24 protein-coding genes and 1 tRNA gene are annotated in these 24,751 nt (G+C 54.1%); 15 read left to right on the forward strand and 10 right to left on the reverse strand.

The window, feature by feature from the left end:
- The first annotated feature begins 164 nt into the window (after window positions 1-164).
- The 3 genes from recA to G0Q00_RS01665 all read left to right on the forward strand — a co-directional run bounded on the left by recA (window position 165) and on the right by G0Q00_RS01665 (window position 4,485).
- Entirely contained in the window at window positions 165-1,241 is a 1,077-nt protein-coding gene (gene recA / locus G0Q00_RS01655; RefSeq protein ID WP_163035768.1) for a recombinase RecA, read from the forward strand.
- 138 nt (window positions 1,242-1,379) lie between these two features.
- Window positions 1,380-4,025, forward strand: coding sequence for an alanine--tRNA ligase (alaS, locus tag G0Q00_RS01660; protein WP_163035770.1), 2,646 nt, complete (start codon window positions 1,380-1,382; stop codon window positions 4,023-4,025).
- A gap of 172 nt (window positions 4,026-4,197) precedes the next feature.
- Window positions 4,198-4,485, forward strand: a complete 288-nt coding sequence (locus G0Q00_RS01665; protein WP_163035772.1) for a DUF1330 domain-containing protein — start codon at window positions 4,198-4,200, stop codon at window positions 4,483-4,485.
- Between the two features lie 73 nt (window positions 4,486-4,558).
- On the opposite strand, the gene typA is transcribed toward G0Q00_RS01665, so the two are convergent.
- The 3 genes from typA to G0Q00_RS01680 all read right to left on the reverse strand — a co-directional run bounded on the left by typA (window position 4,559) and on the right by G0Q00_RS01680 (window position 7,326).
- Window positions 4,559-6,379 carry a translational GTPase TypA gene (typA, locus tag G0Q00_RS01670; RefSeq protein ID WP_163035774.1) on the reverse strand — a complete coding sequence of 607 codons (1,821 nt, stop codon included), beginning with the start codon at window positions 6,377-6,379 and terminating at the stop codon, window positions 4,559-4,561.
- Between the two features lie 102 nt (window positions 6,380-6,481).
- Window positions 6,482-6,811, reverse strand: a complete 330-nt coding sequence (locus G0Q00_RS01675; protein ID WP_163035776.1) for a multidrug efflux SMR transporter — start codon at window positions 6,809-6,811, stop codon at window positions 6,482-6,484.
- A 56-nt stretch (window positions 6,812-6,867) separates the two neighbouring features.
- Window positions 6,868-7,326, reverse strand: coding sequence for an Lrp/AsnC family transcriptional regulator (locus tag G0Q00_RS01680; protein WP_163035778.1), 459 nt, complete (start codon window positions 7,324-7,326; stop codon window positions 6,868-6,870).
- 110 nt (window positions 7,327-7,436) lie between these two features.
- Between G0Q00_RS01680 and G0Q00_RS01685 the strand changes: the two genes are divergently transcribed.
- Window positions 7,437-7,643, forward strand: coding sequence for a DUF6356 family protein (locus G0Q00_RS01685; protein WP_203564879.1), 207 nt, complete (start codon window positions 7,437-7,439; stop codon window positions 7,641-7,643).
- A gap of 35 nt (window positions 7,644-7,678) precedes the next feature.
- Window positions 7,679-8,455 carry a class II glutamine amidotransferase gene (locus G0Q00_RS01690; RefSeq protein WP_163035782.1) on the forward strand — a complete coding sequence of 259 codons (777 nt, stop codon included), beginning with the start codon at window positions 7,679-7,681 and terminating at the stop codon, window positions 8,453-8,455.
- Here G0Q00_RS01690 and G0Q00_RS01695 read toward each other — a convergent pair.
- Complete coding sequence (locus G0Q00_RS01695) at window positions 8,452-9,255, reverse strand: enoyl-CoA hydratase (protein WP_163035784.1); 804 nt, start codon at window positions 9,253-9,255, stop codon at window positions 8,452-8,454. The two genes, G0Q00_RS01690 and G0Q00_RS01695, sit on opposite strands and share 4 nt — an antisense overlap.
- Before the next feature lie 56 nt (window positions 9,256-9,311).
- Between G0Q00_RS01695 and G0Q00_RS01700 the strand changes: the two genes are divergently transcribed.
- Entirely contained in the window at window positions 9,312-9,737 is a 426-nt protein-coding gene (locus G0Q00_RS01700) for a PaaI family thioesterase (protein ID WP_163035786.1), read from the forward strand.
- 66 nt (window positions 9,738-9,803) lie between these two features.
- Entirely contained in the window at window positions 9,804-10,799 is a 996-nt protein-coding gene (locus G0Q00_RS01705; protein ID WP_239058298.1) for an SLAC1 anion channel family protein, read from the forward strand.
- 49 nt (window positions 10,800-10,848) lie between these two features.
- Here the strand turns inward: G0Q00_RS01705 and G0Q00_RS01710 are convergent, their stop codons facing one another.
- Complete coding sequence (locus G0Q00_RS01710; RefSeq protein WP_163035788.1) at window positions 10,849-11,082, reverse strand: DUF1127 domain-containing protein; 234 nt, start codon at window positions 11,080-11,082, stop codon at window positions 10,849-10,851.
- A gap of 94 nt (window positions 11,083-11,176) precedes the next feature.
- On the opposite strand from G0Q00_RS01710, the gene G0Q00_RS01715 reads away from it, so the two are divergent.
- From G0Q00_RS01715 to G0Q00_RS01740, 6 genes are all read left to right on the forward strand, one after another.
- Entirely contained in the window at window positions 11,177-12,595 is a 1,419-nt protein-coding gene (locus tag G0Q00_RS01715; protein ID WP_163035790.1) for a PLP-dependent aminotransferase family protein, read from the forward strand.
- Between the two features lie 139 nt (window positions 12,596-12,734).
- Window positions 12,735-13,199, forward strand: coding sequence for a 50S ribosomal protein L13 (rplM, locus tag G0Q00_RS01720; protein ID WP_163035792.1), 465 nt, complete (start codon window positions 12,735-12,737; stop codon window positions 13,197-13,199).
- Window positions 13,200-13,201: 2 nt separating this feature from the next.
- The gene (rpsI, locus tag G0Q00_RS01725; protein WP_142853027.1) at window positions 13,202-13,690 is read left to right on the forward strand and encodes a 30S ribosomal protein S9; all 489 of its coding nucleotides are present in this window, start codon (window positions 13,202-13,204) and stop codon (window positions 13,688-13,690) included.
- Window positions 13,691-13,812: 122 nt separating this feature from the next.
- Window positions 13,813-13,889: transfer RNA gene (locus G0Q00_RS01730), tRNA-Arg, on the forward strand.
- A 139-nt stretch (window positions 13,890-14,028) separates the two neighbouring features.
- A complete protein-coding gene (locus G0Q00_RS15835) occupies window positions 14,029-15,246 on the forward strand; it encodes a site-specific integrase (protein ID WP_163035794.1) in 1,218 nt (405 codons plus the stop codon).
- A gap of 26 nt (window positions 15,247-15,272) precedes the next feature.
- Window positions 15,273-15,956, forward strand: a complete 684-nt coding sequence (locus tag G0Q00_RS01740; RefSeq protein ID WP_163035796.1) for a hypothetical protein — start codon at window positions 15,273-15,275, stop codon at window positions 15,954-15,956.
- A 54-nt stretch (window positions 15,957-16,010) separates the two neighbouring features.
- Here the strand turns inward: G0Q00_RS01740 and G0Q00_RS01745 are convergent, their stop codons facing one another.
- The 3 genes from G0Q00_RS01745 to G0Q00_RS01755 form a co-directional block, all read right to left on the reverse strand.
- Window positions 16,011-16,769, reverse strand: a complete 759-nt coding sequence (locus G0Q00_RS01745; protein WP_163035798.1) for an SH3 domain-containing protein — start codon at window positions 16,767-16,769, stop codon at window positions 16,011-16,013.
- A gap of 26 nt (window positions 16,770-16,795) precedes the next feature.
- A complete protein-coding gene (locus G0Q00_RS01750) occupies window positions 16,796-17,392 on the reverse strand; it encodes a site-specific integrase (RefSeq protein ID WP_163035800.1) in 597 nt (198 codons plus the stop codon).
- Window positions 17,393-18,630: 1,238 nt separating this feature from the next.
- Window positions 18,631-19,071 carry a hypothetical protein gene (locus G0Q00_RS01755; RefSeq protein WP_163035802.1) on the reverse strand — a complete coding sequence of 147 codons (441 nt, stop codon included), beginning with the start codon at window positions 19,069-19,071 and terminating at the stop codon, window positions 18,631-18,633.
- Window positions 19,072-19,372: 301 nt separating this feature from the next.
- Between G0Q00_RS01755 and G0Q00_RS01760 the strand changes: the two genes are divergently transcribed.
- On the forward strand, window positions 19,373-21,127 hold the full coding sequence (locus G0Q00_RS01760; protein WP_163035804.1) for an AAA family ATPase: 1,755 nt from the start codon (window positions 19,373-19,375) through the stop codon (window positions 21,125-21,127).
- A 173-nt stretch (window positions 21,128-21,300) separates the two neighbouring features.
- Here the strand turns inward: G0Q00_RS01760 and G0Q00_RS01765 are convergent, their stop codons facing one another.
- Together G0Q00_RS01765 and G0Q00_RS01770 are read right to left on the reverse strand one after the other, a co-directional pair.
- Entirely contained in the window at window positions 21,301-22,044 is a 744-nt protein-coding gene (locus G0Q00_RS01765) for a glutamine amidotransferase (RefSeq protein WP_163035806.1), read from the reverse strand.
- A gap of 102 nt (window positions 22,045-22,146) precedes the next feature.
- Window positions 22,147-22,728, reverse strand: coding sequence for a DUF882 domain-containing protein (locus G0Q00_RS01770; protein WP_163035808.1), 582 nt, complete (start codon window positions 22,726-22,728; stop codon window positions 22,147-22,149).
- Between the two features lie 366 nt (window positions 22,729-23,094).
- Between G0Q00_RS01770 and G0Q00_RS01775 the strand changes: the two genes are divergently transcribed.
- Window positions 23,095-24,714 (forward strand): murein L,D-transpeptidase, encoded by a 1,620-nt coding sequence (locus G0Q00_RS01775; protein WP_163035810.1) that lies wholly within the window; start codon window positions 23,095-23,097, stop codon window positions 24,712-24,714.
- Window positions 24,715-24,751: the final 37 nt, after the last annotated feature.

Here is a 24,751-nt window from a genome sequence, read left to right on the forward strand (position 1 = left end):
TCTGGCGTTAAGAAATTGGTTACCCTTTGCTCGTACACTGTCGATTAGCAAAAACTTTACTTGAATTGTTCTTTTTTTGTACTCATACAGATGGGTGAGAACAAGACGGGAACAATCCTGTGATTGCTGCATGCAGGCGGGTGTGGAATAAGTGAGGGCAAGAGATGGCAACAGCGGATATTTTTCAGATGAAGAAAGACAGCGACAAGCAAAAGGCGCTCGATAGCGCGCTGGCCCAGATCGAACGTCAGTTCGGCAAGGGCTCGATCATGAAACTTGGCGCGGACAATCCGGTTGCCGAAATTGAATCGACCTCGACCGGATCGTTGGGGCTGGATATCGCGCTGGGGATCGGTGGTCTGCCGAAGGGTCGGATCGTGGAAATCTATGGCCCGGAAAGCTCGGGTAAGACGACGCTGACGCTGCATTGTGTTGCCGAGGAGCAGAAAAAGGGCGGCGTCTGTGCGTTCGTGGACGCGGAACACGCGCTGGATCCGCTTTATGCCAAGAAACTGGGCGTCGATCTGGACGAGCTGCTGATTTCGCAGCCCGACACCGGCGAACAGGCGTTGGAGATCGTGGATACGCTGGTCCGTTCGGGCGCGGTGAACATGGTTGTGGTCGACTCGGTTGCGGCCCTGACGCCGAAATCCGAGCTTGAAGGAGATATGGGCGACAGTAGTGTGGGTGTTCAGGCCCGCTTGATGAGCCAAGCCATGCGCAAACTGACCTCGTCGATTGCACGCTCGAATTGCATGGTGATCTTCATCAACCAGATCCGTATGAAAATCGGCGTGATGTTTGGTAGCCCGGAAACGACGACGGGCGGCAATGCGCTGAAATTCTACAGCTCGGTCCGTCTGGACATCCGCCGTATCGGCGCGATCAAGGACCGTGACGAAGTGGTCGGCAACGCTACACGCGTGAAAGTCGTGAAGAACAAGGTAGCCCCGCCGTTCAAACAGGTCGAGTTCGACATCATGTATGGCGAAGGCATCTCGAAAATGGGCGAGCTTCTGGACCTTGGCGTAAAGGCCGGTGTGGTCGAGAAATCGGGCTCGTGGTTCAGCTATGGAGACGAACGGATCGGGCAGGGACGTGAGAACGCCAAGAACTACCTGCGCGAACACAAACGCACCGCGCTGGAAATCGAAGACAAGATCCGCGCCGCGCATGGTCTGGATTTCGATATGCCCGAGCATGAAAAGGGCGAGGATGATGACGGGCTTCTTGAGGCTTAATATCCCCCGATAATTTGATCAAAGGACTGGCCCCGGCCGGTCCTTTTTTCTTTGAACCCACCTGAAGGGCTTCGCGCTGTGGACAGCACGCGCGCGCAAGGGTAAACGAAACCGACAGCGCTTAAGAGACGAGACAAAATGGCCAGCCTCAACGATATCCGTTCGACTTTTCTGAACTATTTTGAACGCGAAGGGCACACGATCGTGGACAGCTCTCCGCTGGTGCCACGCAACGATCCGACGCTGATGTTCGTGAATTCGGGCATGGTGCAGTTCAAGAACCTCTTCACCGGGGTGGAGAAACGCGACTATGTACGGGCCACCACGGCGCAGAAATGTGTCCGTGCGGGCGGCAAGCACAACGATCTGGACAATGTGGGCTATACAGCGCGTCACCACACGTTCTTCGAGATGCTGGGGAATTTCAGTTTTGGCGACTACTTCAAGAAAGAGGCCATTCCCTTTGCCTGGAACCTGATCACCAAGGAATTCGGGATCCCGAAAGAGCGCCTTTACGTCACTGTCTATCACACGGATGACGAAGCGTTTGATATCTGGAAAAGCCTCGGCGTGCCCGAGGATCGGATCATCCGTATCGCGACGTCGGACAACTTCTGGCAGATGGGGCCGACTGGTCCTTGCGGACCGTGTACCGAGATTTTCTATGATCACGGCGAGCACATTTGGGGTGGCCCTCCCGGTTCGCCCGAGGAAGATGGCGACCGTTTCATCGAAATCTGGAACATCGTGTTCATGCAAAACGAGCAGTTCGAAGACGGCTCGATGATTGATCTGGACATGCAGTCGATCGACACCGGCATGGGGCTGGAACGTATCGGCGCGCTGCTTCAGGGCAGCCATGACAACTATGACACCGATCTGTTCAAGTCGCTGATCGAGGCGTCTGCCCATGCGACGGGCGTGGATCCATATGGCGACAACAACGTGCATCACCGCGTGATCGCGGATCACCTGCGCTCGACCTCGTTCCTGATTGCAGATGGCGTGATGCCGTCGAACGAAGGCCGTGGCTATGTGCTGCGCCGCATCATGCGCCGTGCCATGCGCCATGCGCACCTGCTGGGCGCAAAAGATCCGGTCATGCACCGTCTGGTGCCAGAGCTGGTGGCCCAGATGGGTCAGGCCTATCCGGAACTCAGCCGCGGTCAGATGATGATCGAGGAAACCCTTCTGAACGAAGAAACCCGCTTCAAGAAGACGCTGGATCGCGGTCTGAAGCTGCTGGATGACGAGGTGTCCGGTCTGGCTGAAGGTGCGGACCTGCCGGGTGAAACCGCGTTTAAGCTTTACGACACTTACGGCTTCCCGCTGGACCTGACACAGGATGCGCTGCGTGAAAAGGGTCTGGGTGTGGATCAGCCGGGTTTTGACGCCGCGATGGAAGAGCAGAAAGCACGTGCACGTGCCGCTTGGTCCGGTTCGGGCGAAGCTGCGGATGCGACCATCTGGTTTGACATGGCCGAAGAGCACGGCGTGACCGAGTTCCTTGGCTATGACACCGAACACGCCGAGGGACAGGTTCTGGCGCTGGTACAAGACGGCAAACCCGTCGACAGCGCGAAGGCCGGTGACGAGGTGCAGATCGTGGTGAACCAGACGCCGTTCTACGCCGAGAGCGGTGGTCAGGTGGGTGATACTGGCCTGATCCGCACCGAAAGCGGCTCGGCCCATGTGACCGACACCAAGAAGGTTGCAGATGTGTTCATCCACGTGGCCAAGATTGACGAAGGTGAAATCAGCAAAGGGCAGGGCGCGGAACTGGCCGTGGATCACCTGCGCCGCACCGCCATTCGCGCCAACCACTCGGCTACGCACCTGCTGCACGAGGCGCTGCGCAACGAGCTGGGAGAGCATGTCGCACAGCGTGGGTCGCTGAATGCGGATGATCGTCTGCGCTTTGACTTCAGCCACAACAAGGCCGTCACCCCGCAAGAGCTGGGCAACATCGCGCGCGAGGTGAACACCTATATCCGCCAGAACACGCCCGTTGAGACCCGGATCATGACGCCGGACGACGCGCGTGACATGGGTGCGCAGGCGCTGTTTGGCGAGAAATACGGGGATGAGGTGCGCGTGGTCTCGATGGGTCATGCGGCGACTGGCAAGGGTGCGAATGGCGAAACCTATTCGCTCGAACTCTGCGGCGGTACCCATGTGAAACAAACCGGCGATATCGGCATCTGTGTGATCCTGTCAGAAGGGGCCTCGGCCGCGGGTATTCGCCGGATCGAGGCGCTGACCGGTAAAGCCGCCGTCGCGCATATCGAAGCCGAAGCCGCGCGCGGGTCCGAGCTTCAGGGCATGCTGAAAGCCAAGCCTGAACAGGTAGTCGACCGTGTGAAAGGTCTGATGGACGAACGCAAGGCGCTACAGAACGAGATTTCGGCGCTGAAGCGCGAGCTGGCCAAGGCGGCTGGCGCGGGCGCAGAAGCCAAGGACATCAACGGTGTGAAATTCCTGGCCATGTCGATCTCTGGCGTGGGCGGAAAAGACCTGCAAGCGCTTGTGAATGAACAGAAAGATGCGCTGGGATCCGGCGCGGTTCTGATCATCTCGGACAATGACGGCAAGGTGGCTGTTGCTGCGGGCGTCACCGCAGATCTGACCGACAAACTGTCCGCGGTCGATCTGGTGAAAGCCGCTGTGCCTGAACTGGGCGGCAAAGGCGGCGGTGGCCGTCCCGAGCTGGCACAGGGTGGCGGTGCGGATGCCTCGAAAGCGGCTGAAGCCATCGCAGCTGCCGAGGCCGCAATCGCGGGCTAAGTCGCTCTTTCCAAAAGCATTAAGGCCGCGTATCGTTTGCCCGATACGCGGCCTTTTTTGCATTCGACCTTAAAGTCGAGACACGAATACCCTGCCATGCTTCGCATTCTCGGGACATTCGTGTCACTGTCTGCACGAGAAAGGTCGAATGCAAATAACTGGAGAACTGCCCATGCCCGCCCTTTGGATTGCTCACGTCACCGTCACGGATGAAGACGCCTATGGCAAGTACGCCAAGCTTGCTGGTCCTGCCGTAGCGAAACATGGCGGCAAGTTCATCGCCCGCGGAGGGCGCTATGTGCAGCTTGAAGGCAAAGACCGCCCGCGCAATGTCGTCGCGAAGTTTGAAAGCGTCGAAGCAGCCGAGGCTTGTTATCATTCGCCCGAATATCAAGAGGCGCTGAGCCACGCGCGCAACGCGTCCGAGCGTGAATTGCTGATCGTAGAGGTGGATGAATAAACCCGTCTAACATGCAGATATAAAAGAAAAAGGGGCCTTTCGGCCCCTTAACTATTCCTAAATGTGAAACACGTTACTGTGCAGCGCGTGCTTGGCGTTTGCGCTCGTGCGGATCCAGATAACGTTTGCGCAGGCGCACGTTCTCGGGAGTCACCTCGACCAGCTCGTCGTCGTTGATATAGGCGATGGCCTCTTCCAGCGACAGGGTGACTGGCGTGGTCAGGCGGACTGCTTCGTCGGTGCCCGAGGCACGTACGTTGGTCAGTTTCTTACCCTTCAGCGGGTTCACCTCGAGGTCGTTTTCACGGCTATGCTCGCCAATGATCATGCCTTGATAGACATCAACCTGAGAGCTGATGAACATCTTGCCACGATCTTCAAGGTTCCACAGTGCGAAGGCGACCGACTGGCCGTTTTCCATCGAGATCAGTACACCCGCGCGACGGCCGGGAATGGAGCCTTTGTGCTCGGTCCAGCCATGGAATACGCGGTTCAGCACACCAGTGCCGCGCGTGTCGGTCAGAAACTCGCCGTGATACCCAATCAAACCGCGCGATGGAACATGCGCGATGATGCGAGTCTTGCCGGCACCAGCGGGTTTCATCTCGACCAGCTCGCCTTTGCGCGCACCGGTCAGTTTCTCGATCACGGCGCCGGAATATTCGTCATCCACATCAATCGTGGCTTCTTCGACGGGCTCCATACGGACACCGTTTTCTTCCTTCATGATCACCTGCGGGCGCGAGATCGACAGTTCGAAGCCTTCGCGACGCATGTTTTCGATCAGAACGCCCATCTGAAGTTCACCACGGCCCGAAACCTCGAAGGCCTCGCCACCGGGAGTGTCTGCGATCTTAATGGCGACGTTCGATTCCGCTTCCTTCATCAGGCGATCACGGATGACGCGCGACTGGACTTTCTTGCCGTCACGACCTGCCAAGGGGCTGTCGTTGATGCCAAAGGTCACGGTGATGGTGGGCGGGTCAATCGGCTGGGCGTCCAGCGGCGTATCGACCGCCAGCGCACAGATTGTGTCGGCCACGGTGGCCTTTGCCATGCCCGCGATCGAAACGATGTCACCGGCCTGCGCTTCTTCGATGTCGGCCTCTTCCAGACCGCGGAAAGCGCGGATCTTGGTGACGCGGAACTGTTCGATTTTTTGACCGATGCGGCTGAGAGCCTGTACGGTAGCGCCGACTTTCAGCGTCCCGCTTTCAACGCGACCCGTCAGGATACGACCCACGAACGGGTCGGAACCCAGCGTGGTGGCCAGCATACGGAAATCTTCGTTCTGATGTGCGATCTGCTTGGGGGCGGGGACGTGGTTGACGATCAGGTCAAACAGCGCGTGCAGGTCTTTGCGCGGTCCATCAAGCTCGTGATCTGCCCAGCCCGAGCGGCCCGAGGCATACATGTGCGGGAAGTCCAGCTGGTCTTCGGTAGCTTCCAGGCTGGCGAACAGGTCAAAGCATTCGTCCAGTGCGCGATCGGGCTCGGCGTCGGGCTTGTCGACCTTGTTCAGGACCACGATCGGGCGCAGGCCCAGCGCCAGCGCTTTCGAGGTTACGAACTTGGTTTGCGGCATCGGGCCTTCTGCGGCGTCGACCAGCAGAACAACGCCGTCGACCATCGACAGAATGCGCTCGACCTCGCCACCGAAATCGGCGTGGCCGGGGGTGTCCACGATGTTGATCCGGGTGTTTTTCCATTCGACCGAAGTTGGCTTGGCGAAAATCGTGATGCCACGTTCGCGTTCAATCGCGTCGTTGTCCATGGCGCGCTCGGCCACGGCTTGGTTTTCCCGGAACGCGCCGGATTGTTTCAGAAGCTCGTCAACAAGGGTTGTTTTGCCGTGGTCAACGTGTGCGATGATCGCAATATTGCGCAGGTCCATAAGGGCCACCTTCGAAAGAAAAGGGATAAGTTAGGGCGCGCATAGCCCGGTTAGGACGTGATTGCCAGTGGAAATGCGCGCAGGCGCGGGTATTTCGCCTGTTCAGTGTTGGGCAGACTGCGAAAACAGGTGAATGATCAGAATTCCGCCAAGGATCATCGCAAGGCCCAGAATGGCGGGCAGGTCCAGTTTCTGGCCGAACAGCGCATAGCCAATACCCGCGATCAATACGATCCCAAGCCCCGACCAGATGGCATAGGCGACGCCCACGGCCATGTATTTCAGCGCCCAGCCCAACAGGAAAAAGCTGATCCCATAGGCCACGACCACGGTCACCGAAGGTCCAAGCCGCGTGAATTGCTGGCTGGCTTGCAGGGCGGTGGTGCCGATGGTTTCGGCGATGACGGCAAAGATCAGGATCAGATAGGGCATGGTTTGACTTTCTGTTTCAGCGTCGTTCTAGATCGCCGATGTGGGGCTGTCAGGCCTCAAAGCGACAGTTCTGTCGTTTCCTTCAACTCTTCCATGACGAAGCTGGCGGAGACATCGCTCAGGTCCACTTTCTCGATCAGACGCTGATAGAGAGCATCATAATCCTTCACGTCATTCACCCGCGCATGGATCAGATAATCCAGATCGCCTGTCATGCGATAGGCGCCGAGGATTTCAGGCATCAACTTCACCGCGCGTGAAAACTTCCCCAGCCAATCGGGGGCGTGGTTCGAGGTGCGGACCTGAATGAAGACGGACAGGCCAAGCCCCAGTTTCTGGGGGTCCAGAAGGGCCACACGTTTTCGGATGATCCCGCTTTCCTGAAGGATGCGCACGCGCCGCCAGCAGGCATTGCGCGACAGGCCCACCTTTGCGCCCAGATCCTCGAGGCTTTGGTCGGCGTCTTGTTGCAGGGCGCTCAGGATTTTGCGGTCGATTGTGTCAATGTCATGCATAAGTTAAGTATAGTGGGATAAACTCCCACAATCAATCGAAAGCGCCCTGAGATTGGGAACTCTGCACGGCCACAAGGCCTATCATGGTGTCACGCAACAGGAGACAGACCATGATCAACCGCATTTTCATCGAGCACCCACAGTCGGTCGACGAAACCTATTTCCAGCACGCCCGATTTGCCGCCACGTTCAGCTTTTGGCTCTTTCTGGCGGCGGGTGCTGCCCTTATACATGCGATCATTCCGGCCGCGTTTGAAAAGACGGGCAGCCGCATCATCGCGCGGCTTTATGCAAAGACCCATAATCGCGGCCAATAAGCCCGACGGGCTCAACTGGAAAGCAAGGGGGCAGCATGTGCCGTTGGGCAGCCTATCTGGGCGCACCGATTTTCATGGAAGAGGTCGTGGTTCAGCCCGGCCATTCGCTGATCCAGCAAAGCCAGGAAGCAGAAGAGGCAAAGACCGCCATCAACGCTGATGGGTTCGGGGTGGCGTGGTATGACCAGCGCCCCGAGCCGGGGCTTTATCGTGATGTATTGCCGGCCTGGTCCGACCCAAACTTGCGGGCCATTGCGCATCAGGTGAAATCGCGGCTGTTTCTGGCGCATGTGCGGGCCTCGACCGGATCGGCCACCAGTCGGAACAACTGCCATCCCTTTGCCTACAGGCAATGGAGCTTTATGCATAACGGCCAGATCGGCGGATTTGACCAGTTCCGCAAGCAGGCGGACATGCTGATCCCGGACGCGCTTTATCATAAGCGGCAGGGGGCGACGGACAGCGAAGTGCTGTTTCTGCTGATGATGGATGCGATCACGCGGGGCGCGACGGTCCCGCGCGCGTTAGAACAAGCAACGCGCGCTCTTTTGGATCTGTCGCACAATAGTGGGACTGCTCCACATCTGCGCCTCTCGGCGGCATTGTCAGACGGCACATCCCTCTGGGCCGCGCGCTGTGCGTCGGATCAATATGCGCCGTCCGTCTACTATCGCTGGTCAGAAAGCCGTCAGGGCTGGGCCGTCGTGTCCGAGCCCTTGGATCGGGACGAGGATGATTGGGTCTGTCTGCCCCCCGGCCACATCGCGCAGTTTAACGGGCGCGATGTGACGGTGGTGCCGTTTCAACCTTAGGCGTCTTCGGCCTGCGACCAGTCCGGATTGCGCTTCTCGATGAAGGCTTGGATGCCCTCGGCCGTGTCGCGTAACATCATGTTTTCCGCCATCACGCTGCCTGTGTAGGCATAGGCCTCTTCCAGATCCATCAAGGCCTGATCATAGAAGGCAGACTTGCCGATCTTCACGGCGGCCCCCAGTTTCGAAGCGACCGTTGCCGCAAGTTCGTCTGTTGCGGCGCACAGGTCTTCATGGGGAACGACGCGATTCACCAATCCCACTTCGCGGGCGCGGGTGGCGTCGATGAACTCGCCCGTGGTCAGCATCTCGAACGCGACTTTGCGCGGGACATTTCGGGACAGCGCCACCATCGGGGTCGAGCAGAAGAGACCAATATTCACGCCGTTTACGCCAAAGCGCGTGCCCTCGGCAGCCACGGCCATATCGCAGGTGGCGGCCAACTGGCAGCCAGCCGCGGTGGCGATGCCGTGGACCTCGGCGATGACGGGTTGGGGTAGACGGGGAATGAGGGTCATGACCTCGGCGCAGCGGCTAAAGAGGTCGTTGAAATAGGCGTGCCCGCCATCTTCGGCGGCGCGGCCAGCGGTCATTTCCTTTAGATCATGGCCCGCACAGAACACCTTTCCCGCGCCGGCAATCACCACCGCACGGATCGAGCTGTCATTGGCCAGCGCTTCAAGCTCGGCTTTCAAGGCCGCCAGCATCGCATCCGACAGCGCATTCAGCGCGCCGGGGTTGTTCAGCGTCAATCGCGCAACTGACGCTGCGTCCTCGCGGATCAGAATTGGGTCTGCCATCTTGTCCTCCCATGGTTCGCGTCACACGATAGGCGCGTGAAACGGAAGGGGAAACCATGCAATTGAAAATGACGCAGCGTGACTTGCAGGCTTTCCTGCATGCCGAGTTCCCGCAAGTATCAGATGACTTCGAAGTGGCCGAGGTCGCGCCGATGCGCGCCATCATACGCAAGAAGATTGACACCAAACACCTGCGTCCCGGAGGCACCGTGTCTGGCCCCAGCATGTTCGCCTTGGCGGATGTGGCAATCTATCTAGCGGTGCTTGCGATGATTGGGCCAAAAGCGTTGGCTGTCACCACCAACTGTTCGATTGATTTCATGCGCAAACCGGCATCCGGCGCGGATCTTCTGGCCCATGCGACCATCCACAAACTGGGCAAGGTCTTGGCCGTAGGCGACGTACTGATTTATTCCGAGGGCGACGATCGCCCCGTGGCCCGCGCCAGTTTGACCTATTCGATCCCGCCGGAACGGGGTTGACCCGGGCAGGGGAAAGGCGCACGACATTAGAAAATTGCAATATGTCGCGCGAGGATTATATCGCCTATGATTGACACGACCCAAGCCCCCGATCCGAACACCCCAATGGCCGGGTTCAGCCGTCTGGCGCATTTTCCGGTCACGTTTTTTGCCATCGTCATGGGGCTGATGGGACTGACCTTGGCCCTGCATGCAGGCGCCCCCGCAATGCCGATCTTAGAGCCCGCGTCATCGCTGATGCTGTTGATTGGCGCGGCGGTGATGATCGTGATCGCGATGATCTATATCGCCAAGGCGCTGCGTCATCCTGCCTCTGTGGCAGAGGAATGGCATCATCCGGTGAAACTGGCCTTCTTCCCGACGATCTCGATCTCGCTTCTGCTGCTGGCGACGGCGGTATTCCCATACAATACCACGCTAGCGGAATATGTCTGGCTGGCGGGGGTTGCGGGGCAGGGCGTGCTGACGATCGCCGTGATCTCGGGATGGATCAGCCATCGGTCCTTTCAGGTGGGCCATCTGACGCCCGCATGGTTCATCCCGGCGGTGGGCAACGTGATTGTACCCGTACTTGGTGCGCGCATGGGGTACATCGAGACGTCGTGGTTGTTCTTCTCGGGTGGCATGATCTTTTGGATCGTTCTTCTAACGCTGGTGATGAACCGCTTGATCTTCCACGACCCGATCGTGGCGCGGTTGTTTCCCACTATGGTCATTCTGATCGCGCCACCAGCAGTCGCGTTTCTTGCCTATGTCAGTATGACCGGCGACGTGGATGGTATCGCGCGGTTGCTGATTTATTCGGGCTATATCTTTGCCGTACTCGTCATCGCACAGGTGCCGCGTCTGGCCAAATTGCCCTTCGCGCTCAGCTGGTGGGCGCTTAGCTTTCCGATTGCGGCCCTGTCGATTGCATCTTTCCGCTTTGCGCAGCTGGATGGCTCGCGGACGCATCACAATATCGGATTTATTTTGTTGATCGTGTTGGTTTTGGTGGTTGCGGGCCTGATTTGGCGAACCGGGCAGGCGATCTTGCGCGGTGAAATCTGCCAGCCTGAATAAAAAATGGCCGGGGGAGTGCCCCGGCCCAGGAAAAGGTTTCGGTTCGGCGTTACCCACGCCAGAAGGGCTTTTCCGCCTCGATCTGTGCTTGGGTCTTGGTGATGCCAATATCTTTGTAGAGGTGATCTGGTAGATCCCTCAGGGCACATCGCGTATTGCGCGACATGCGCCATTTGGTGACGGTCACGGCGACAACAAGCGCGGCTTCTGCCAGGGCGGGCAGGGGGCGGTTCGTGTCAAGAAAGGCGAGCCGGTCATGCCGGTACGTGTTTCCGTGTTCCATCTTAAACTCCAGATATTGTATTGATACAATGTGGCGTGTATGCCATGTTGTACTGATACAAAGCGAATCAATGCCACACAATTGGAATATTGTTATGGGTACAATTTTTTCAGAGCAGCTTATGGACGGGCAGGGCCCCAAATATCGCCGTTTGGTGGACGGTCTGGTGGCCGCCATCAAGTCTGGCGATTTACCCGAGGGCGAGAAGTTGCCGCCTGTGCGCGAGTTGGCATGGGATTTGAAGATTACCCCGGGGACAGTGGCGCGGGCTTACTCGATCTTGGGAGAGGAGGGCTGGGTCTCGGCCGAGATCGGGCGCGGCACATTTGTGCGCCCCCTCAGTGCACGCCCAAAGGCGAAACCGGCCCTGAGCGACGGCTATATGAAGCATCAGGCGCATGCCTTGCACAGCGAGCCCGAGACGGATTTCCTGTTCGCGCCGCGCCTTCCGGATGTCGGGCAAGTCGACATCATTCGCGACGCCATCCGGGCTGCGGCGGATCTGCCTGACACGCTGCTGCTGCGCTATCCGTTCCACGGATCGCAAAGCTATTTGCGCGAAGCCTTGCTGAACCACATTCCTGAACAGGAAAGAGGCGGGATCAACCCGGATGACATCGTGGTCACCAATGGCGGGCAGAACGCGATCATGCTGTCGATGCAGACCCTGCTGTCAGAGGGGCCGCGCGTCGTCATGGTCGAAGAACACTCCTATCCCGGATTGCGCCGTGCGGTCGAATTGCTGGGGGCGAAGGTTGTTGCCGTGCCGATGGATGACGAAGGCGTGGATCCGCTGGCTTTGGAGCATGTGGCGCGCGGTAGTGGTGCCAGCCTGTTCTTCACAATGCCCGAAGCCCATAACCCGACCTGTCGTGTCACAAGCGAAGCGCGCCGACACGAGGTCGTGCGGATTGCGCGAAAACACGGGTTCCATGTTGTGCAGGACGATTGTTACCGCCTTGGTCCGGCTCAGGCGCCCAGCTATCGCGCTCTGTTGCCCGAGCAATCCTGGTTCATTTCCTCGTTCTCAAAGACCATCTCTCCGGCGCTGCGGGCAGGGTATGTCGTGACCCCTGCGAACTGGTCGGGCAAGCTGCGCCGCGTCGTTGATGTGAACTACTTCGGTATTTCGTCTCCAACGGCCGAGATCCTCTATCAGGTGCTCGTACATCCACAGCTGCCCAAGGCGATCGAGGATATGCGCCGTCGGAACCGGGAATATATTGAGATCGCGGTGAACATGTTGGGGCGGTTTGATCTTGGGTGGAGCCACGACGTGCCGTTCTTCTGGCTTCGCTTGCCCTTGGGGTGGCGGGTGTCGAATTTCTGCCAGGTCGCAGAAACCAAAGGCATTCGCGTGCGTCCCGGCGACGATTTTGCGCTTAGGGGCGGACCGTCTCCGCAGGCAGTGCGTATTTCGGTCAATGGGCAAATGCCGCTTGAACGGTTCAGAAGCGTTCTGGCGGATCTAATCGCGCTTTTAGACAATCCGAGCGATACATTAAGCGTCTAGGGGTGGTTTTGGGTGGGGTAAAATAATACCATATTTGCAACCCATTGTTATCACAGTATAAAAGCGGAAAGACAGTGCTTGACCCGGCCTGCAAAATCACTAAAACCACCCCATCCGAAACCCAATCAGGGCTGAATCAATGAAAACCTTCTCTGCAACGCCTGCAGATATCGACAAAAAGTGGATCATCATCGACGCCGAAGGCGTTGTTCTTGGTCGTCTTGCATCGATTATCGCTATGCGTCTTCGTGGCAAACACAAAGCCTCGTTCACGCCGCACATGGACATGGGTGACAACGTCATCGTGATCAATGCGGACAAAGTACAAATGACCGGCAAGAAGCGCACCGACAAAGTGCACTACTGGCACACCGGTTACCCGGGCGGCATCAAGTCGCGCACTGCTGGCCAGATCCTCGAGGGTGCCCACCCCGAGCGTCTGCTGACCAAAGCCGTGCAGCGTATGCTGCCGGGCGGCAAACTGAGCCGTCAGCAGATGACCAACCTGCGCATCTACGCCGGCGCCGAGCACCCCCACGAGGCCCAGAGCCCCGAAGTGCTGGACGTCAAGTCGATGAACCCCAAAAACACACGTGAGGGCTGATCATGACTGAAGAGATCAAATCGCTGGACGAGCTGAACGCCGTCGCAGAAGGCACCGAAGCCGTTGTTGAGGTTGCCGCCCCCCGTGAGCCCGTCCGTGACGAGCTGGGTCGTTCCTATGCCACCGGCAAGCGTAAAGACGCTGTTGCGCGCGTGTGGATCAAGCCGGGTTCCGGCAAGGTCACCGTGAACGGTAAGGAAATGGACAAATACTTCGCACGCCCCGTGCTGCAGCTGATCGTACGTCAGCCCGCACAGGTTGCTGGTGTTGAAGGCGAATTCGACGTTGTTGCCACCGTTAAAGGCGGCGGTCTGTCGGGCCAAGCTGGTGCTGTTAAGCACGGGATTTCGAAAGCTCTGCAGCTTTATGAACCCTCGCTGCGCGGCGCCCTGAAAGCTGCTGGCTTCCTGACCCGTGACTCGCGTGTTGTTGAACGTAAGAAGTTCGGCCGCCGCAAAGCACGTCGTTCGTTCCAGTTCTCGAAGCGTTAATCGCCGAGATGCAGAATTTGGGAAGGGCTGCCGGTTCGGCGGCCCTTTTCTTTTACGCTGGCTCGATTTGCATCTGTTTGATGTTGCGGGGGGCAGGGCGATGGCCTATATCCCGCCCTTAGGCACCCGTAGCTCAGCTGGATAGAGCGCTGCCCTCCGAAGGCAGAGGCCAGAGGTTCGAATCCTCTCGGGTGCGCCAAAAATAACTTAAAAACAACGCATTTTGGGTCCATAGTATTGGAAATGGCTCAAAATTTGCCCATCACAAAACATGCACAAATTCTGTGTCAGTGTTCTAACCTACTGATTACACTTGAAAAGTGTCAGGAGGTGAGATGGTGAGACGTTTCGAATCCGATCCGATTGATGTCAGGGGTGACGGTCGGGTCATGCTGTACAAGCGGGATGGGCTGAAGAAACCCAAGTATCAGGCTCGTATTCGGGTGCCGGGTTCTGCTGGCTACAAGCGTATCAGTACGAGGACCGGCGATCTTCTCGAGGCAGAGAGGTTTGCTCTAAATCTTTATGATGAGCTTGCCCTTCATGTGAAAGCGGGTGGGTCACTTAATACCAAAACCTTTTCTCAGGTATTCGATGAGTGGGAAAAGGCTCAACACACCATCAGACCAACAAAGCTAGGTGGAAAGTGGGATGCTACGGTCGAACGGGTTCGCTCGTACGCTTTGAAATACTTTGGGTCGATGAAGATCGACAAGATCTCCTCGAAAGAGTTCTCTGAGTACTGGCTTTGGAGGAAAACCAATTTCAACCGAAAATCACCTTCTAACGGTACTTTGAAACGTGAAAAGACTTGCTTGGTTCCTCTCTTCAAATTTGCAAAGTCGAAGGGATACATCTCTGACTTACCGGATTTTTCAACTCCAGCCGTCAAGCCTGAGCGACGGCCGACCTTCACACCCAAGGAATGGAAGCGAATAACACGGATGGCACGAGAGTGGATAAAGGATGGGCATACCAAGGGATCGTGGAGAGATAGATTTGTTGCTTGGCAATATTTCCTTATCCTTGCAAATTCCGGCCTTAGAGTGGGGGAGGCCAGAAGGTTAAAGTGGAGTGACCTGAGAACCGTATCTACGGAAGATGGGACGAGGATCATTGCTGAGGTTTATGGTAAAACGGGTCATAGGGAAGTCGTTTTCCAAACTGGAGCTAACGAGTACGTCAAGCGGTTATATGACCTACGGTTGAGTGAGTTGGGGGAGGCCCCAAAGCTTTCCGAGCACTTGTTCGTCCACCCCAATGGAGATGTTATCAAGTCAATGAAGCGAGCTTTGGTTTCGCTGCTTGAGTTTGTTGGAATCCCGGTAGAACGTCATGGGAAAAATCGGACGATCTACTCCCTACGGCACTTTTACGCTACCCAACGTTTAAGTAATGAAGTCAGCCCGTTCATCCTGGCAAAACAAATGGGGACGTCGGTAGAGATGCTTGAGAAGCACTATGGTCACATCGTAACTTCGACCTTGGCAGCGACGTTGACTAAAGGTCCACAACGAGCAACGATTAGTAGCGAGACGAAGTATCCGTTTGAGTGAGTGTTCCGATAAAGAAGGATTTTTTAATGTTTTGGACTACAGGCTTACCAAAAAGAATCTCGATGACAGTTTTGGCTGCCGTTGCTCTGTCGGGGTGCAAAGTTGACAGTGATTTCGATCTTTTTGTAACGGATGTTTTCGCTGTTTCCGAAAGTGGACAGTACCTAAATACTCCGACGCAAATTCGCATTGAAGCTGTTTCAAAAGAAAGGTGTGAGGAGAACAAGGAAGCCGTTCGTGAAATTTTGTCAAAATACTATCCTCTTAAAGATCCCCCGGTTTGCCAAAATGTAGGGCTGGACACATACGTGTCACTTCGGGTCCACGTTCCCGTAATGAAGCTCCCGGAAGGAAACTTCGAACTCCCGGAATCGGCTCCATCGGCTCTTGGTCTTAAAGAGCTACCCAACGGTTCGGTGGAGGTCTACGGACTGATTTCACCCTCACGTTTTAAATTGATGGAAAACGACTTTCAAAATCTCAACTCTTCGATCAGACTTCAAATAGGAGACGTACAGATAACTCTGACAAATGATGATCGAAATCCGCATAGAGTTTTTGGACCAGCTTCGTGGATCAATGACATCCCAAACTTCGGACCATCGATTGATGTAGAAGGACGAGAGCGAGTCGTGTGGAAAGCCTCGGACGTTGCAGAAGCATTTTTAGCAATCAATCACTTTGTCTGGCTAATGACCATCGAACCCTAATAGGCCAACCCCCAAAAAACTCTCTGTTAGAATGAACCTACGTCGAACTTGTCGTTATTTGAACAGGTAGGCAGATGTGTTGAGGTTGCACTCTTCCTGCCAGTGGGAGTCGTAACCACCAGCTTGAGTAATCAACCCCAAGAGAAAGAATTGATAGAGTTCACCATTCTTCAGCCTTTCTCTCACATTTTGAATCTGTTTGGTTGTAAGACCAGAATCTGAGAGACGTTCTTTGTACTTGGCTTCAATTCGTGCCCACATCGATGGTGGAATGTACCGGCCCTCATAGCAAAGTTCCAAAAATAGACGATCAAGCATAGAGTTCTCGAACTCCTTGCTTATAGTTGATGAACTATTTGATTGTGTGGCAACGCTGTCTAAAACCGCTGGTTGGTTTGTGCTTTCGTCTTGGGTGACAGTTTCTTTTGTAACCCTCAGGTATTTGGCTGACACCCAGCCTGTCATCCCATTTGGAGTGATGATCTCAAACCAAACTTGATTTCGTTGAAAACACTGAGAGCTTATTTCGTCCGAAATAACTGTACTTCCAGAAACTAGCTTTCTGCACATGGATTGGCATTCCCAATCGAGGAAGTACCTGTCACCCCCGTATCTGATACCGACTTCATTATGACGAAGCTCAGTCACAACTGGATACTTTGTGGTTGGCCCTGCTCGAACATTGAGAGTGTCGTCACTCATTACACCACCTACGGAAAATTCCATTTCCGACGTAGGAGTGCAGGTAACAGCATTCGCTGTCGAGTTCATGCCAAGAAATGCAAATATCAGAATGTAGAAGGTTTTTTTCATAGCTTTAGCGAGATTCTCTCAATTAATTAAACCAAGTTTACAAGCTTTCTGCGGACATTTGACTCCGACTCAATGTACCGCTGTGTGGTTTGGAGGGAAGAGTGTCCAGCAAGCAACTGAACGTCCCGGATGCTCCCACCTACCGTTGAAACCTTTCTCGCTGCATTAGTTATAAAGGTTCGTCGACCGCTGTGAGAAGAACATCCAGACAGACCTAGTGCCGAAAACCAACCGTGGAACATGTTGACTATGACTTGCGCAGTCGTGCATTCTGATCGTTCGGTTTGAATCAGCCTAGCTTCGGGGAGAAACGAACCATTGTCGTTCTGTTTATCCAATAGCTCCTGTATATGACGACGAAGCTCGTCGTTCATAGGAATCACACGTCCGGAGGTTCCCTTTGATGCAACGTTCTCGAGACGGATATTTTCTCCCAGATTTCCATCAGCGTCGATAACCATCGACCATGTAATGCTGGAAATTTCCTTGGCTCTTAGTCCAGCCTTGACAGATAGTAAGACGACCACCCGATTTCTCAATCCGTTTCTAAGTCCTCCAACATAGTGGAGTAATACCTTCACTTGCTTGCTGGTGAGTGTTTTTGCCTGCTTTCCAAGTGCCATAGTGTCCCCTAACTCGTTATCTTTTGGATCTTAGGAACAGTATCAAAACGAGAAGAAATCGAACACAGATTTGCACTTGGAATTTTCCAATACGTAACAATAAGTTACTGATTTTCATTACATTTTTTATAGAACATAACGAATTTTTCGAGCTCGAGGCCTAAGTAGCTTTGCCCCTGTGGGGGAAAATGAAATGAAAATGAGGTATGAAATGAAATTGTATGATTTTGAAAGTATGGATGTGGATTTTGGAGTAGGTGATGTATTGGATTCGATCGCTAGTACAAGATTAGAACACGAGATCGAGACAGAGCAGAGGGACCGACATCGTAAGAGTTTCACGGTAACGTTTCCAACCGTCAAAGTTCACGATCCAGAGTGCAACCTCGATCTTCCTGTTAGTATCCATTTCGATTGCTATCGGGTTTGCGGCACATTCAGAGTATTGACTGTCGTCTTCTATTGGCTGGATCGAAAGTGTGCAGAATGTTTCCTGTCCTGTGTCGAGCGACTAGCCGTGACAAGACTTGGAAGGATTTCGGCTCAAGCTTGAAGCAATACCATCGACTTTAAAACAAGGGTCTGCCACTCGGCAGGCCCTTTTTGTTGCACGTACCGTTCCGCACACGAACCGATCATTGCCCAACTTTTGTTTTTTGGGATCGGAGGATCAGCCGCAATATGAGTGATAGGTCATGATTTTGTGCTCCAACAAGCTTTACTTGCTGGTTCGGTTGAGTTGACTTTCTGATCAAGCTTGCAGTTCTGTTGATCCGTCTTGAAAGTCGACCTGCCAGTTCCGAATCTGTGTACTTGGCACGTTTCCATTCTTCCAAGGCCATAAAGGAGCTGAAGCTCATTGTCTTTCTGGAATGGTTCGGACTCATTGTAGTAACTCGTCTCTCCAAGAGTCGTCAGTAGCTTTGATACCGGAAGACTTTGACTCGGACCATTTTGGTGTCTTGCTGAGTTCCTGCTCCACAAAGTCCGAGATGAACAAATTGAGACGAGCTGTCATGGACAGGTGTTTGGCTCTGCAAAGTTTCTGGAATTCATTTTTCAGTGGGCTTGGGAGTCGGAAGTTCATGAGTGTGTCAACGTTTGTTTGTGTCATATACTGGTCCTCTTCTGTTTGGGTTCTTTTTTGACCTTTAGGCATAGTTAGAATTAAAGGTTGCTGGAGCAGCCTCATCGCATAGGTTCAACGATTGTGGATGTACGGAGTAAGGAAAATTATTTCAGCGAACTGTGTACATGTTTTCGACGTCTAGGGCATCCAGACGTCCGGATTTCATGATGTAATCCAACCAGCCGTCACTGTAGACGGATTGAACATCAAACTGTCCGTAGCCCCATCTGGTCTTCGACCAAGCTTCCCAAACTTCGGTTCGAAGCTGACTGATGTCATCGAAGGGGTTTCCGAGGAAGGCATGATAGTGGAGCCGGTTGTCTCTGGATCGTTCAAGAACAGGCAGAACCTGAAGCCGCTTTCCGTATCTTCGGAAAGCATTCCCATATGCCCTTTGATTGAGCCTGTTCATAAAGTGCCGAAAGTTTTTTCGGGCTTCAATCTCGTCCAGCCAACCATGCCGGTCACCTTGCTTCATGTTTAAGGTTAGGGCAGCACTTTTTTCAGGCAGAATCTCTAAGAGAAACCCTCGAACTTCATCATCAATCAATTTTCTTTCCCCACTTAAATAAGAACTATTTATGTGGTCTAAGGTGCTGATTATATTGATGAAATATAATGTTACTTAGGTGGGTGATTTCATAGTTCGAGGACGATTGAACTCACTTAGATAAGGAGTATTTGCACCCTACCACCAGTGTTCTAGATAGAGATGAATACTATTTCACATGCAGCTATAGGTTGCTTCGACCAGTCATTCTGTGTTTTCGAAAAAGCGCATTCTCGTGCAATCCAACTCTTGGGGTATCCGCTATTTTCTGTATGCTAACTAGCTAAGAGTGTCTGGAGTCGTGAATTTGAAGCTAAATTTTGTATCCGATCACCTTTCTATTAATAAATTCAATGCTGTAGAACTTCCGGATTTTACAGTAATTACCGGCATAAATGGGGCTGGAAAAAGCCATCTACTGCAGGCCATCGCAGCTAGAAAAGTTGCGATTTCCAACAGGCCCGCAAACTTAATTGTACATTTTAACTTTCAGAATTTTCGACTTCAGAACGAAGGAAGATTTTCCGTTTCACAATTGGAGGTAGAGCGGAAAAGTTTTTGGAAATCGGTTTCACAAGGAGCAAGTGGTAAGCCAAGTATTTTGGGGCAACTAGAAAATATTGCCGAGGTTGCTCTTAAAGGTGAATGCCTGCAAGAGTTGAAAAGTATTGCTCTAGAAAAACGAAAGCCGTTGCTCTCCCTTACACTCGACGACATCGGCGATAGCGAAGTTTACGAGGCATTCGACGGCTATCGAAATCGAGTATTGCAACACATTCGTGGAGACAGTCGGCTAAAAAACACACAGCAGCAAAAGGCTATGTTAAAGCTTGCCAATAGTATTCAATCAGCTGTGCACGAATTGGGTGAATCCGACTTTGTTGAGCTAGTAGACTTGACAGCGCAGGATGGAGTTCTTCCATCGCAGTTGAGTCGGATTTTTTCCGACTACTACTCAAAGTACGATTCAAATCGATATCGGAAATATCGAAATGCAGAGTGTGGAGAGAAACTCGATGTTCTTTCGGAGGAAGAATTTACTCAGAGACATGGTCCAAAGCCTTGGGACGTGATCAACGAAATTCTCAATTTATTTGGAACATTGCCATACAAAGTTACAGATCCCGAAGGACTAGATCGGAACGACGAATTTACTGTCGAGCTTGAGCATCAAAGCAGGTCTGACGTGAAGCCGACGTTTGAACAACTTTCGTCAGGTGAAAAAGTGCTAATGGCCCTCGTGGCAACTGTTTACAGTTCTTCCTCTGCGGAGATTTGGCCAGATGTGTTGTTGCTTGATGAGGTTGATGCTTCTCTCCATCCGTCAATGGTGCAAAATTTACTTAGTGTATTATCTGAAACTTTTGTTCAGCGTGGCACTTCAGTAATTTTAGTTTCCCACTCACCATCAACTATAGCTTTGGCTCCGGAGAGTTCAGTATTCGTAATGAATGCAGAAGGAGAAAATCGGATCGCCAAAAAGAGCAAGGCCGAGGCATTATCGGTTCTTACCGAGGGATTTGCGACACTTGATGAGGGAGTAAGATTGTTTGACCAGATTTCGCAGAGTGGTTTGGTCATTCTTACAGAAGGTCGAAATGTCTCCTTTCTTAAGATGCTACTGGATCAAAATGAGATTAGTGGAGTCGAAGTCATGGATGGATTGACTGACAGATCAGGAAAGTCGCAGTTGAAGTCGATGTTCGACTTTTTCTCCAAAGTTCCTCACCAGACACCTGTGTTGGTCGTTTGGGATTCAGATGCAAATGAATATAGGGGGCTAGAGGAAGTGAATAGTACTGTACCGTTTGTTTTTAAACAGAATATAGCAAATCAGGTTGCATCGAAAGGAATTGAAAATCTATTTCCTGAAAGCCTTTTTGACGGCTTCAAGATCACCGTCACGGACTCTCTTGGACGTACAAAAAGTAACTTTGATGGCAGTAGGAAGAGAGACTTTGAAGATTTCATTCTGACTAGGAACAATGCGTCAGATTTTGAAAATTTTGTTCCCCTGATTCAATGTATTGAGGGGAAGCTGAGTGAGAAAAGTTGACCTTCGAGCATTGCACAAATTAGGCACTTACTTTTTACGCAATGCGTAAGGTATTGTAAAATATATGCTTAATGCAATGGTCATTGCCCTCCGAAGGCAGAGGCCAGAGGTTCGAATCCTCTCGGGTGCGCCATTTTCTCAATTATATCTGAGGCATCTGCCCGCGGGCGGGCTTAGCTGCCCCGATACCGGTCCACGAAGTTCCGCAGGATTTGCGCTGGCGCGTGGACGTCGGCTGCGTGGACCATCTTGACCAGCGCGTCTGCTTCCTCTGGCGGGAAATAGCCGTGATGTTTGTAGATGCCGATCCGGGTTTCAAAGCCGTGCGCGTCAGCTTCCGGGTGGAATTGTGTCGCATAGACGTTCTGGCCAAAGCGGATCATTTGGAACGGGCAGGGGGCGGAAGTCACCAGTTGCACGCAACCTTCGGGCAGGCGTTGCATGGCTTCCTTGTGGCCCACGAAAGCCTCAAACGTGTTGGGAATGCCGGCCAACAGCGGATCTGTGCGTCCGTCGTCGGTGATGCGGCAGGGGCTGGCGCTGACGGGCTCTCCGAATTGGTCTTTTGACACCGCGCCAGGTTCAAGGTGATGGCCCAGAATGCCGATGCCATAGCAACAGCCCAAGAACGGGATGTCGCGCGACGTGATCTGCGGCATCAGCGACAGGCACTCGGCTTCGATCTTGGCTTCGATCTCGGATTTCTTCTCGGGCGCATCTGACACACAGCCGGGTCCTCCGCCAACGATCACGCCGGCATAGTTGGACAGGTCCAGATCGGCCGGAATGTCTTCTTGATCTAGACGGATGCGGTGAACTTGATCCTCGGTCAGGCCACCTTTTGACAGGAACGCTTGAAACTCGTCATCCGAGGCATCAGTTTCCGGGCGTAGTTGCAGGATCAGGAAAGGTTTCATCGGGGCCTCGTCAGTCGTTCAGGACTTGATGCCAAACAACCTACGGCGTCACAACAAAAAAGCGCCCGAGGGCGCCTTTGCTTCAGTCTATGCGTTCTGGGATCAGCGACCCCAAGTGCGCACCACGCCGCAATCCATATGCACGAAGTTCGATCCGGAGTACTTACCGACGCCACCGCCATTACACGCTACCGCAGCTTTGAAAATCTGGTTCACGGAACGAGTTTTCAGGCGCAAATCCGCAGCCTGACCCTTCATATGCAGCGAATTCTTCGCCACCCCGCGAGAGCGAGTACGCAGCATTGCGTTAGTTTTCGGCGAGCGATAGCCAGACAGCATGGTGTAAGGCTCGCGCACATCCATCAGGCCGTGGGCGGCTGCCATGATGTCGATGGTGCGGGTGTCGATCTTGATCGAGGTATCCGTGCGCCAGTCACGCATGAAATGATTGATCTCTTTCAGGGCATCTTTGATGTACTTGCCTTCAACCCAGTAGATCATGTTGATGGTTTCGCCGGTGCGGCCCGAATACATGGCCAGTCGGCGCACATCGCCGCCTCCGCGCAAAAAACCGGCTGCATTCGCATACATCGGGGCAGACGTTACAGCTGTTGCTGCAAAAGCCCCAAGTAGCCCGCGCCGAGTGATGCCCGATTTCAAGCCGTTCGAAGTCCCGTAGGTCATTGTCGTAGCGTGTCCCGTCGCTTGCCTGTCACCATACCCGCCTGACTCTGTGGTCAAATCGGGGTGGTATGTTTGCCTAATCCCCAGACGTGCCTTCTTATGACACAACTCGAATCGTGCGCCAAGTAGAGTTTTCAGTCCCTTAACGGGTTCAAGAAAAATCGGCAGGAATTTGCTGAAAATCCTCAATCTGAGGTTAATCGTGGCGTGGGTGCTGCATTTGATCCGATTTGGGTAAGGTATTCCGGAAGCAGTTTAAGTGCTTTGTATTAAACGTAACGTGGATTTCTTTATTGTGAATAGACAGACTTAACCAGATGTTGGAATACTGAACATCAGTACGATCTCATTTATTTCGGACATGACATGACGAAAACATTGCCCGCGCGTGCACCCTTTTTGACTTTTGCGTTTGCAGCTGTCGGGGTCGCTGTTCTGAGTATTTCTTCACCGGCTCCTGCGACCGCGCAGAGCTCGGTTTCCGCTTTTGCCCAATCGGTCGCCGAGGCTGCGGCCCGCGAGGGCGAGGTTGCTGCATTCTATCGGGCCACTGCGTATCAGCCGATTTGGACGGGCACGTCTGCCGAAGATCTGGCCCGTCGGAAAGCACTTTTTGCTGCATTGTCCAGGGCCGCCGATCACGGGCTTCCGGCCGTTGATCTACATGATCTGAAATCCCGCATGGCGAATGTCACGTCGGTGCGTGAACTTGGCGCGCTTGAGGTTGAACTGTCCACGCTGCTGGTGGACTATGCGCAAGGGGTGAACACGGGCATTCTGACCCCGTCAAAGATTGACAGTGGCATTGCCCGTAAGGTCGAGCGCATAGATGGCGCGGATATTCTGACCACCTTTGCTGCGTCCTCGCCCGCCGGATACCTGAAATCTCTGCCGCCCAGCCACGTCGAATATGGCCGTCTGATGCGCGAAAAGCTTCGGTTGGAAGCAACCATCCAGCATGGCGGCTGGGGCAAGACCGTTTCGGCGAAAAAATTGAAGCCCGGTCAGTCTGGGGACGCCGTCATTGCGCTGCGTAACCGTCTGGTGCGTATGGGGTATCTGAGCCGCTCGGCCAGCCGCACCTATGATGCGTCAATCCAGAAAGCCGTGCAGCAGTTTCAGGCTGATCACGGCCTGAATGACGATGGAGTGGCTGGCGCTGGCACCATTGGAGAGATCAACGTTTCCCCCGAAAAACGTCTGGCCTCGGTGCTTGTGGCGATGGAGCGTGAGCGCTGGACTAATTTCGACCGTGGCGAACGTCACGTTTGGGTCAACCTGACCGATTTCACAGCCAAAATCGTCGATCATGGCGCTGTGACATTTCAGACCCGGTCGGTTATCGGCAAGAATGTCTCGGATCAGCGCAGCCCCGAGTTTTCGGACGTGATGGAGCACATGGTGATCAACCCCACTTGGAACGTGCCGCGATCCATCGCGACAAAAGAGTATCTGCCGATGCTGAAGAAGAACCCCAATGCGGTCAGCCATCTGAAGCTGATTGACAGCCGGGGGCGCGTGGTCAGCCGCGAGGGGATGGATTTCAACGAGTTCACCGCGCGTAGCTTCCCGTTTGCGATCAAGCAGGCGCCGTCGTCACGCAATGCGCTGGGGCTTGTGAAGTTCATGTTCCCGAACAAACACAACATCTATTTGCACGACACACCATCCAAAAGCCTGTTTGCCCGTGAAGTGCGCGCCTTCAGCCATGGCTGCATTCGTCTGAGCGATCCGTTTGATTTCGCTTACGCGCTGCTGGCTAAACAAAGCCGCAATCCCAAAGCGACCTTCCACAAGGCGCTGGATACCCGCCGCGAGACCCAGGTCGATCTCGAGCAACACGTGCCGGTGCATATCGTCTATCGTACCGCGGTCGCGCCTGCGAAGGGTCGGGTGAACTATCGTCGCGACATTTATGGCCGTGACGCGAAAGTTTGGGCCGCTTTGCAGAATGCTGGGGTAGCACTTCACGCCGTGGATGGTTAAATCCTTTAGTGCGGTGTTCGGGCGCAGAAGCCCGGCA

Origin of the sequence: Aliiroseovarius sp. PrR006 (assembly GCF_010500215.1) — a bacterium.
GTDB lineage: Bacteria > Pseudomonadota > Alphaproteobacteria > Rhodobacterales > Rhodobacteraceae > Aliiroseovarius.

Coding starts and splice junctions, on each gene's coding strand:
- recA (WP_163035768.1), top strand. CDS start 165: ATGGCAACAGCGGATATTTTTCAGATGAAGAAAGACAGCGACAAGCAA.
- alaS (WP_163035770.1), top strand. CDS start 1,380: ATGGCCAGCCTCAACGATATCCGTTCGACTTTTCTGAACTATTTTGAA.
- G0Q00_RS01665 (WP_163035772.1), top strand. CDS start 4,198: ATGCCCGCCCTTTGGATTGCTCACGTCACCGTCACGGATGAAGACGCC.
- typA (WP_163035774.1), bottom strand. CDS start 6,379: ATGGACCTGCGCAATATTGCGATCATCGCACACGTTGACCACGGCAAA.
- G0Q00_RS01675 (WP_163035776.1), bottom strand. CDS start 6,811: ATGCCCTATCTGATCCTGATCTTTGCCGTCATCGCCGAAACCATCGGC.
- G0Q00_RS01680 (WP_163035778.1), bottom strand. CDS start 7,326: ATGCATGACATTGACACAATCGACCGCAAAATCCTGAGCGCCCTGCAA.
- G0Q00_RS01685 (WP_203564879.1), top strand. CDS start 7,437: ATGATCAACCGCATTTTCATCGAGCACCCACAGTCGGTCGACGAAACC.
- G0Q00_RS01690 (WP_163035782.1), top strand. CDS start 7,679: ATGTGCCGTTGGGCAGCCTATCTGGGCGCACCGATTTTCATGGAAGAG.
- G0Q00_RS01695 (WP_163035784.1), bottom strand. CDS start 9,255: ATGGCAGACCCAATTCTGATCCGCGAGGACGCAGCGTCAGTTGCGCGA.
- G0Q00_RS01700 (WP_163035786.1), top strand. CDS start 9,312: ATGCAATTGAAAATGACGCAGCGTGACTTGCAGGCTTTCCTGCATGCC.
- G0Q00_RS01705 (WP_239058298.1), top strand. CDS start 9,804: ATGATTGACACGACCCAAGCCCCCGATCCGAACACCCCAATGGCCGGG.
- G0Q00_RS01710 (WP_163035788.1), bottom strand. CDS start 11,082: ATGGAACACGGAAACACGTACCGGCATGACCGGCTCGCCTTTCTTGAC.
- G0Q00_RS01715 (WP_163035790.1), top strand. CDS start 11,177: ATGGGTACAATTTTTTCAGAGCAGCTTATGGACGGGCAGGGCCCCAAA.
- rplM (WP_163035792.1), top strand. CDS start 12,735: ATGAAAACCTTCTCTGCAACGCCTGCAGATATCGACAAAAAGTGGATC.
- rpsI (WP_142853027.1), top strand. CDS start 13,202: ATGACTGAAGAGATCAAATCGCTGGACGAGCTGAACGCCGTCGCAGAA.
- G0Q00_RS01740 (WP_163035796.1), top strand. CDS start 15,273: ATGTTTTGGACTACAGGCTTACCAAAAAGAATCTCGATGACAGTTTTG.
- G0Q00_RS01745 (WP_163035798.1), bottom strand. CDS start 16,769: ATGAAAAAAACCTTCTACATTCTGATATTTGCATTTCTTGGCATGAAC.
- G0Q00_RS01750 (WP_163035800.1), bottom strand. CDS start 17,392: ATGGCACTTGGAAAGCAGGCAAAAACACTCACCAGCAAGCAAGTGAAG.
- G0Q00_RS01765 (WP_163035806.1), bottom strand. CDS start 22,044: ATGAAACCTTTCCTGATCCTGCAACTACGCCCGGAAACTGATGCCTCG.
- G0Q00_RS01770 (WP_163035808.1), bottom strand. CDS start 22,728: ATGACCTACGGGACTTCGAACGGCTTGAAATCGGGCATCACTCGGCGC.
- G0Q00_RS01775 (WP_163035810.1), top strand. CDS start 23,095: ATGACGAAAACATTGCCCGCGCGTGCACCCTTTTTGACTTTTGCGTTT.